This window comes from Pseudomonas sp. P5_A2_2 (assembly GCF_054177685.1).
In genome coordinates this window covers 1-1,110 of record NZ_JBGCUL010001285.1, presented here as the reverse complement: position 1 = coordinate 1,110, position 1,110 = coordinate 1, and the positions used below count along the sequence as shown (strand labels likewise).

Sequence of the window (1,110 nt, the reverse complement as noted above, 5' to 3'; positions counted from 1 at the left end):
GAATTGATGCACTCATTCGTCGACAACCCATCAGTGGGTGGCGCCGGCGGCGACGAGGATCTCGAACTCAAAGAGCACTGGGATCGCTGCGAAGCGGCGGGCCTGCCCAGCCGATTGGTCATGGACGAAGACGGTCGCTTCCGCATGACGCGCATCCCCCTTTTTTCCGGGGCCGTCAGCTACACAATGGATGGCAAGCCTGCGGTTGCCGGTCGCTTGGACACAACCGGTGAAGCCAACATCGGTGCGCTGCTTTATTTCAACTACCCATCAACCTGGAACCACTTTCTGGGCGACCACGCGCTGAGCTTCCGCGTTCTGCCCATCGGTCCGGGCGAGACGTTGGTCACTACAAAATGGATCGTCAAGAAGGACGCGCAGGAAGGTGTCGACTACGACATCGATCGCCTGACCAAGGTTTGGCTTGCAACCAATGACCAGGATCGCACCTTGGTGGAAGGCGCACAGGTCGGGGTCAGCTCCCCTGCTTACGAGCCGGGCCCATTGTCGGTGGCCAGCGAAATTGGTGTGTGTCAGTTTGATGATTGGTACTGCAAAACGATGCTTGAGCAGCTCAATGACACGATCCCGTTGAGATCTGTCGGCTAAGAGCAAAACTGCCGGTGGTGAGAACCACGAATGATCACCACCGGCATCCCCAAACTTCTCCCCTCCTCGCACCCCGAGTCACTGCTCAGTCAGTACTCCTGTCTTCTAAACAGCTCGGGAAAACTGGGCGAGAATCCAGTCGCGTAGCCGGCAACACGCGTCGTCATTGATCCGGTCTTCACGAAAGGTCAGATAGTGCTGACTTTCATGGAGAACCACTTCCTCTTCGATCGGCCGAATCAGCGTGCCGTTTTCGATCAGGTTTGCAACCAGGTGATTCCATCCGAGGGCTACGCCCTGATGGGTCAACACCATGCTGATTACCAGGTTGTAGTCGTTCGCGTTGAACACGTGAGGACTGTCGTGGGGGCGTTTCTCGATATCGACATCGTGATAAGCCAGCCAAACGCCCCAGTCAACGTGCTCCGCTACCTGGGATCTGCCATAGGGACTGAGGTTCAGCAAAACCCCGTCGCGTAGTGCTTCCAGGCTGGACAGCTC

At 57.1% G+C, this 1,110-nt stretch carries 2 protein-coding genes; one reads left to right on the top strand and one right to left on the bottom strand.

Annotated features, from left to right (window positions below):
• The coding region (locus ACXRVY_RS30835; RefSeq protein WP_458239184.1) for an SRPBCC family protein at positions 1 to 609 on the top strand (609 nt) is incomplete at its 5' end.
• Between the two features lie 105 nt (positions 610 to 714).
• Here ACXRVY_RS30835 and ACXRVY_RS30830 read toward each other — a convergent pair.
• The coding region (locus ACXRVY_RS30830) for a LysR substrate-binding domain-containing protein (RefSeq protein WP_458239183.1) at positions 715 to 1,110 on the bottom strand (396 nt) is incomplete at its 5' end.